Source organism: Chrysiogenia bacterium (assembly GCA_020434085.1).
GTDB lineage: Bacteria > JAGRBM01 > JAGRBM01 > JAGRBM01 > JAGRBM01 > JAGRBM01.
On record JAGRBM010000087.1, the window covers coordinates 1 to 6,601 of the forward strand.

At 66.4% G+C, this 6,601-nt stretch carries 7 protein-coding genes; all 7 read right to left on the reverse strand.

The window, feature by feature from the left end:
- A partial coding sequence (locus tag KDH09_03045; protein MCB0218646.1) for an FtsQ-type POTRA domain-containing protein occupies positions 1–449 on the reverse strand: 449 nt, incomplete at its 3' end.
- Between the two features lie 17 nt (positions 450–466).
- Positions 467–1,405, reverse strand: coding sequence for a D-alanine--D-alanine ligase (locus tag KDH09_03050; GenBank protein ID MCB0218647.1), 939 nt, complete (start codon positions 1,403–1,405; stop codon positions 467–469).
- The gene (gene murB, locus KDH09_03055) at positions 1,406–2,353 is read right to left on the reverse strand and encodes a UDP-N-acetylmuramate dehydrogenase (protein MCB0218648.1); all 948 of its coding nucleotides are present in this window, start codon (positions 2,351–2,353) and stop codon (positions 1,406–1,408) included.
- Between the two features lie 12 nt (positions 2,354–2,365).
- Positions 2,366–3,757 (reverse strand): UDP-N-acetylmuramate--L-alanine ligase, encoded by a 1,392-nt coding sequence (locus KDH09_03060; GenBank protein MCB0218649.1) that lies wholly within the window; start codon positions 3,755–3,757, stop codon positions 2,366–2,368.
- Positions 3,758–3,767: 10 nt separating this feature from the next.
- Positions 3,768–4,865 (reverse strand): undecaprenyldiphospho-muramoylpentapeptide beta-N-acetylglucosaminyltransferase, encoded by a 1,098-nt coding sequence (murG, locus tag KDH09_03065; protein MCB0218650.1) that lies wholly within the window; start codon positions 4,863–4,865, stop codon positions 3,768–3,770.
- A 67-nt stretch (positions 4,866–4,932) separates the two neighbouring features.
- Positions 4,933–6,051 (reverse strand): putative lipid II flippase FtsW, encoded by a 1,119-nt coding sequence (gene ftsW, locus KDH09_03070; protein ID MCB0218651.1) that lies wholly within the window; start codon positions 6,049–6,051, stop codon positions 4,933–4,935.
- A 5-nt stretch (positions 6,052–6,056) separates the two neighbouring features.
- Positions 6,057–6,601: UDP-N-acetylmuramoyl-L-alanine--D-glutamate ligase (gene murD, locus KDH09_03075; GenBank protein MCB0218652.1), on the reverse strand; the 545-nt coding region annotated here is incomplete at its 5' end.

Genomic DNA, 6,601 nt, shown 5'->3' on the forward strand with positions numbered 1-6,601 from the left:
TCACTCACCAGGTGCAGGGTGCCCTCCCCGCTGTTGGCCGCCATCACCGGGCGCCACTCGCTCACGTCGATCACGATGGTCGAGGGGAAGCGCCTGTAGACGGCCGCCTGGCTGATCCATGGGTGGCTCTCCACCCGGTCCTTGATTTCGCTGCAGTCGATGCGGAACAGGTTGTCCTTCGACGAGAGATTCGAGAGCGCCAGAATGTCCTCGGCGCCCGCATGAAGATTGCTGCGCACGGCCACGCGCTGCACCGAGAAGGTCTTCCACTCCCCGAGGCCCCACCACGCGCCGTAGAGCGCGCCGGCCACAAGACCGATGGGCGCGAGCTTGCCAAAAATGCGCAGCAGGCCGCCGGCCACGCTGCGAAGACGACTGCGCCGCATCCGCCTGGCACGCGCCGCGGCGGGGCTGGTCGTCTTCTGCTTTTTGGTGCTCTTCTTCGCCATGGCTCTATTTCACGCGCTCAGCCCACGCTGAGGGACGCGCCCTTTAGAATCTCCTCGCACAAATCTTCATAGCTGTAGCCCGCTCCCGCCGCGATCTTCGGCACGAGCGAGAGCTCGGTCATTCCCGGCAGCGTGTTGATCTCCAGGATGTTGCCCTCGAGCCCCTCGGCCAGGATGAAGTCCACGCGGCTCACGCCCCGGCATCCCAGCAGCGTGTGCACGCGCGCGGCCTCGTCCATGAGGCGGCGCTCCACCACCGCATCGAGCGGCGCGGGCACCAGGTATTCGGTCTCGCCCTTGGTGTATTTCGCCTTGTAGTCGTAGAAATTCCGGCGCGTCTTGATCTCCACCGTGCCCAGCGGTTTTCCATCGAGCACGGCGACCGAGAGCTCGCGCCCGGCGATGAACTTTTCGAGGAGCAGATGCTTGCTCTTGCGCGCCGCGCCCTTGAGCACGCGCTGCAATTCGCCCGCGCGCTGCACCATCTCCACGCCGACCGAAGAGCCCTCGGAGTTGGGCTTCACCACCACCGGGTAGCCAAATGGCGACTCCACCGATTCCAGGTAAGCCGCAACCCCCTTGGCGGGGATGCGCAGCTCGATGAACGAGGCGGTCGAGAGTCCCGCCGCCGAGAGGATGCGCTTGGTCGCCGCCTTGTCCATGCAGATGGCCGAGGCAACGACGCCCGAGCCCGTGTAGGGAATGCCCATCACTTCGAGCAGCCCCTGCACGCAGCCGTCCTCGCCCCACTTGCCGTGGAGCGCGTTGACGGCGACGTCGATCTTCGCGCGCGTGAGCTTGCTGGGCAGGTCGCGGCCCACGTCGATGGTGGCAACCTTGTAGCCGCGCGCCTTGAGGGCCGCCGCCATCGCGGTTCCCGAGCGGAGCGAGACTTCCCGCTCGCTGGAAAGGCCGCCCAGCAGCACGCCGACCTTCATGTCCTTGCTGATCTTCATCTAGTTGAGGCTCTCCCCGACGATCTTGATTTCGAGTTCCAGGCGCACGCCGAATTTCTCTTCGACGGCGGCGCGCATTTTCTCCGCAAGCGCTTCGACGTCTGCGGCGCTCGCCCCTTCACCAGTGACGATGAAGTTGGCGTGTTTTTCCGAGACGCGCGCGCCGCCCACGGCAAGGCCCTTGAGTCCGGCCTGCTCGATGAGCCGCCCGGCGTAGTCACCCTCGGGATTCTTGAATACGCTCCCGGCATTGGGCTCATTCGTGGGCTGCGTCTTCTGGCGGTAGGCGGCGTGCTCGCGCACGATGCCGCGAATTTCCTGCGCGCTGCTCGGCTGCAGAACAAGCTGCATGCTCGCCACGATCTCCTCGGGAGCCAGCGACGAGTTCCGGTAGCTGAGCCCCAGGGCGCGCGCCTCACGCGCCTCGATGCTCCCGTCGGGCCCGGCGATCCGAACGTCCTTCAGAATGTGCTTCATCTCTCCGCCGTGGGCGCCGGCGTTCATGCGCACCGCGCCGCCCATGGTTCCCGGAATGAGCGCGAGAAACTCCGCGCCGCCCAGGCAGTCTTTTGTCAGTCGCTGCACCAGCGCGCCCGTCGTCATCCCGGCGCCCACTTTGACGATGCTGCTGCCGTCGGCGCGCACTTCGACGCGCTCGTAACCGGCGAGCGCGCCCTCGAGCACGATCACCAGAGCGCGAATGCCGCCATCGCGCACCAGCAGGTTCGTCCCACGCCCGAGCACGAAGGCCGGGACGCCCGCGCCGTGGGCCGCGGCGAGCGCCTGAGAGAGTTCATCTTCGTTCCAGCACTCGGCCAGCAGGTCGGCGGCGCCGCCCACGCGGTAGCCCACACGCTCTGCAAGCGAGGCGCCGCGCACAAGGCGCCCGCCCAGCAGCGCTTCAAGCGCTCCGGCGAGTTCCTCCATGGCGTCCACCTCTTTGCTCACGGCAAGCATTCCTTACGCATTCTCCCGCGCGCGACGCTCGTGCGCGCGCCCGACAAGCTGGTCGCAGGTGCGACCGATGTTGCCCGCGCCCAGGGTCAGGCACAGATCGCCCGGCTCGAGCGCCGCTTCGATCTTTGCCAGCTCCGCCTCGGGATCGGGCAGATGATGAACATTCTTGTGGCCGTGGCGGCGCACCGCCGCGACCAGATTCTCGGCACTCACACCCTCGATGGGTTTCTCGCCTGCCGCATAGATGTCGGTCACGAACACCACATCGGCGTCGTTGAAGCAGCGGGCAAAGTCCTCGAGCAGCTCCTGCGTGCGCGAGTAGCGATGGGGCTGGAAGATCGCCACCACGCGGCGCTTCCACCCGCCCTTGGCCGCCGAGAGCGTTGCGCGAATCTCCTCGGGATGGTGGCCGTAGTCGTCCACGTAAAGCACATCGTCGATGTCGCCCTTGATCTCGAAGCGACGATGCACGCCCTCGAAATCTTCGAGGCCTTCCTTGATCGCCCGGAAGGGGATCTCCAGCTCGCAGGCAACCGCGATGGATGCCAGCGCGTTGAGCACGTTGTGGCGCCCGGGCACGCGCAGGGTGACGCGGCCCAGGGGCTGGCCGCGAAGCACGATGGTGAAGGTCGCCAGCGAGCCGTGGAACTCGAGCTCTTCGGCGCGCACGTCGGCCTGGGCCGAGAGGCCGTAGGTCATCACCCGACGGCGGATACTGGGGAGCAGGTCCTGGAGAGTGGGGTGATCGTGGCAGGCTACCAAAACGCCAAAGAAGGGGACTTTGTTGGCGAAGGTGGTGTAGGCCTCCAGGACCCGCTCCATCGAGCCGTAATGACTCAAATGTTCTGGATCGATGTTGGTGATGACCGCGATGGTCGGCGTGAGCAGCAGGAATGAGCCATCGGACTCGTCCGCTTCGGTCACGAAGAATTCGCCCGCGCCCAGCGTGGCGTGCGAGCCCACCGAGCGCAGCTTGCCGCCGACGACGACCGTCGGGTCGATGCCGCCGGCGGTGAGCACACTGGCAATCAGCGAAGTCGTGCTCGTCTTGCCGTGGGTGCCCGCAACGGCGATGCCGTATTTCATGCGCATCAGCTCGGCGAGCATCTCCGCGCGCGGGATGACCGGAATGCCACGCTCTTTCGCGGCGATCACCTCGGGATTGCTCGCCGGGACGGCGCTGGAGATGACGACCACGTTGGCATCGTCGAGGTTCTCCGCGCTGTGACCGAAGGCGATCTCGGCGCCCATGGCGACAAGCCGCCGCGTGGTCTCCGATTCCTTGAGGTCCGAGCCGCGCACGCGGTAGCCGCGCGCCAGCAATACCTCGGCGATGCCGCTCATGCCGGCGCCGCCGATTCCGACCAGATGGATCTGTTTGATTCGTCCGTACATTTCTAGACCCTCACCTTTCACTCACCATGGCGATGCACGCGCCCGCGATGTCCTCGGCTGCCCTGGGACGACCGTGCTCACGCGCGCGCGCTGCCATGTCTTCGAGCTTGCCGGGCGCGCCAAGTAGCTCGTCCAGCAGTGCCGATAGCCCATCGGCGCTCATTTCTTTCTGAATCACCACCCGCGCGGCCCCAAGGCCTTCGAGTTCGCGGGCGTTTACTTCCTGATGGTTGTCGGTCGCAAAGGGGAACGGGATGAGCACGCTGCCGCGACCGATGGCGCAGAGCTCGGCAAGGGTCGAGGCCCCTGCCCGCCCCACAACGAGGCTCGCGCCGGCATAGACCTTGCCCATGTCGGAGAGAAATGCCTCGACCCGCGGCGTGCCTGGCGCACCTTCGTAGCGCGCGGCCGTCTGCTCGAACTCGGCGGCGCCGCTCTGGTGGGTCCAGACAAGCCCGGCGTGTTTTTCGGCGAGCGTGCGGTAGACCTCGGGCATCACCTCGTTGATGGCGCGTGCGCCCTGGCTGCCACCCAAAACAACGACTGCGGGCTTTGCCGGCAGCGCGGGGCGCTCGCCCGCAAGCTTCATGATTTCCTCGCGCACCGGGTTGCCCGAGAACACAACCTTGCGCGCCGGAAACGCCTCGCGCGCGGCCTCGAAAGCGGTGAACACGGTGTGCACCACCCGGCCGAGGATTTTGTTGGTCAGCCCGGGCACGGAGTTCTGTTCCTGGATGGCGGTCTTCTTGCCGAGCAGCCGCGCGGCCAGCACCACCGGTCCCGAGACGTAGCCGCCCACGCCGATCACGACGTCGGGCGAGAAGCGGCGGATGATTCCCATGGCTTTGAAAAGCGAGAGCGGCAGGCTGAAGAGCGTCGCCAGCTTGCGCATCAGGCCCAGGCCCTTGAGCTGCCCCACTTCGAGAAACTCGTGGGGAAGGTTTCGCTCGGGAAGCACGCGCGCCTCGATCCCGCGGGGCGTTCCCACGAAGAGGATCTCACTGCCGCCTGGAGCCAGGCGCAGGAAGGCCTCCCCGATGGCGATGCCCGGGAAGAGGTGCCCGCCGGTTCCGCCGCCGGCGATCATCATTTTGAGTGCGCGTTCCATTGCGTCAATTCGTTTCCGTTTCCCTGCCGGGTCAGTCCCAGCTCCATTCGTCGCGGTCGTCCATCACTCATCCCCTTGCCGAGAGGCTCAGCAGAATTCCGCAGGCCCACAGGCTCACGATCAATGAGCTGCCGCCGAAGCTCACCAGTGGCAGCGTCAGTCCCTTCGTCGGCAGCAGTCCCATGACCACCGCCGCATTCGTAAACGCTTCGATTCCGATCAGGATCGCCAGCCCCGCGGCGAGCAGCGCGCTGAAGCTGTCGTCGCATTGCAGCGCCACGCGCAGGCCGCGAACCACGATGATGGCAAACAGGATGATTACGAATCCCACGCCGATGAGACCCAGTTCCTCACCGATCACCGAGAGGATGAAATCGGTGTGCGCCTCGGGCAGGAAGAAGAGCTTCTGCTGGGAATCGCCGAGTCCCCTGCCCGTCAGGCCGCCCGAACCGAATGCCAGGAAGCTCTGAATGATCTGGAAACCATCCGAGTGCGGGCTGCTCCACGGGTCGAGGAAGCTCAGCACGCGGCGCAGCCGGTAGGGCGAGTGCCAGATGAGCAAGCCCGCCGCCACGGCGCCCGGCAGCGCAGTGAGCGCCAGGTGCTTGATGCGCGCGCCGCCGATGAACATCATCGCGCCGCACACCATTCCGAGCGTGAGCACCGTGCCAAGGTCCGGCTCGGCCAGCAGCAGCGTGGCCACAATGGCCAGCACGATGAGGTGCGGCAGCACGCCGACGCTGTAGATGTGCATCTTGTCGCTCTTGCGCGAGAGCGAGCGCGCCATATACAGGACCATCGCGATCTTGATGACCTCGCCCGGCTGAACCGAAAATCCCGGGAAGCGAATCCACCGGCGCGCGCCGCCCACCTGGACGCCGATACCGGGGATCAGCACGAGGACCAGCAACGCAAGCGCGACGAGCAGTGCCGGATACGCGGCCTGCCGCCAGGTCGCCGCGTGAACGCGCATGCTGGCCATGAGCACGCCAAGGCCGATGAGCAGGTACACCGCCTGGCGCTTGAGAAAATAGAATCCGTCGGCATGGGTCTCGGCGCCGCGCACCGAGCTGACCGAGTAGACCATCACGAGCCCCAGGCACGCGAGCATGAGCACGCACACGAGAATGGAGCGATCAAATGCGCCCACTTCGTGCGGGAAAACGGTGGAGGCGGTGCCCTGCATCGAACTCATGCGGCCAGCCCCCTGACTGCCGATGCGAAGCGATCCCCGCGTTCGGCGTAGTTCCTGAACATGTCGAAGCTCGCACAAGCGGGTGAGAGCAGCACCACGTCGCCGGACTCGGCAAGCGCCGCGGCGCGCGCGACGGCGTCCTCGATGCTGCCGAGTTGCTCGCTCGGGCATACTTCGGAGAGTGCTTCGGCCATCTCGGCCGCCGCCTCACCGATGAGCAGCGCGGCGCGCACGCGCCCACGCGCGGCCTCCACGAGCGGCGCGTAGCTGCCGTGCTTGCTCACGCCGCCGGCCACCAGGATGACCGGCCCGGCAAAGCCCTTGAGGCTCTCGCACACGGCGCCGACGTTCGTTCCCTTGGAATCGTCGAAGTAGCTGACGCCCGAAACCTCGGCAACGAACTCGCAGCGATGCGGCAGTCCCTTGAAGGCGGCGATTCCCGCCTCGATCTGCGCGGCACCCAACCCGAAGGCTTCGGCCGCAGCGACGGCCGCAAGCAGATTCGCCAGATTGTGGCGTCCGGTGAGCTTCGAGCCCGAGA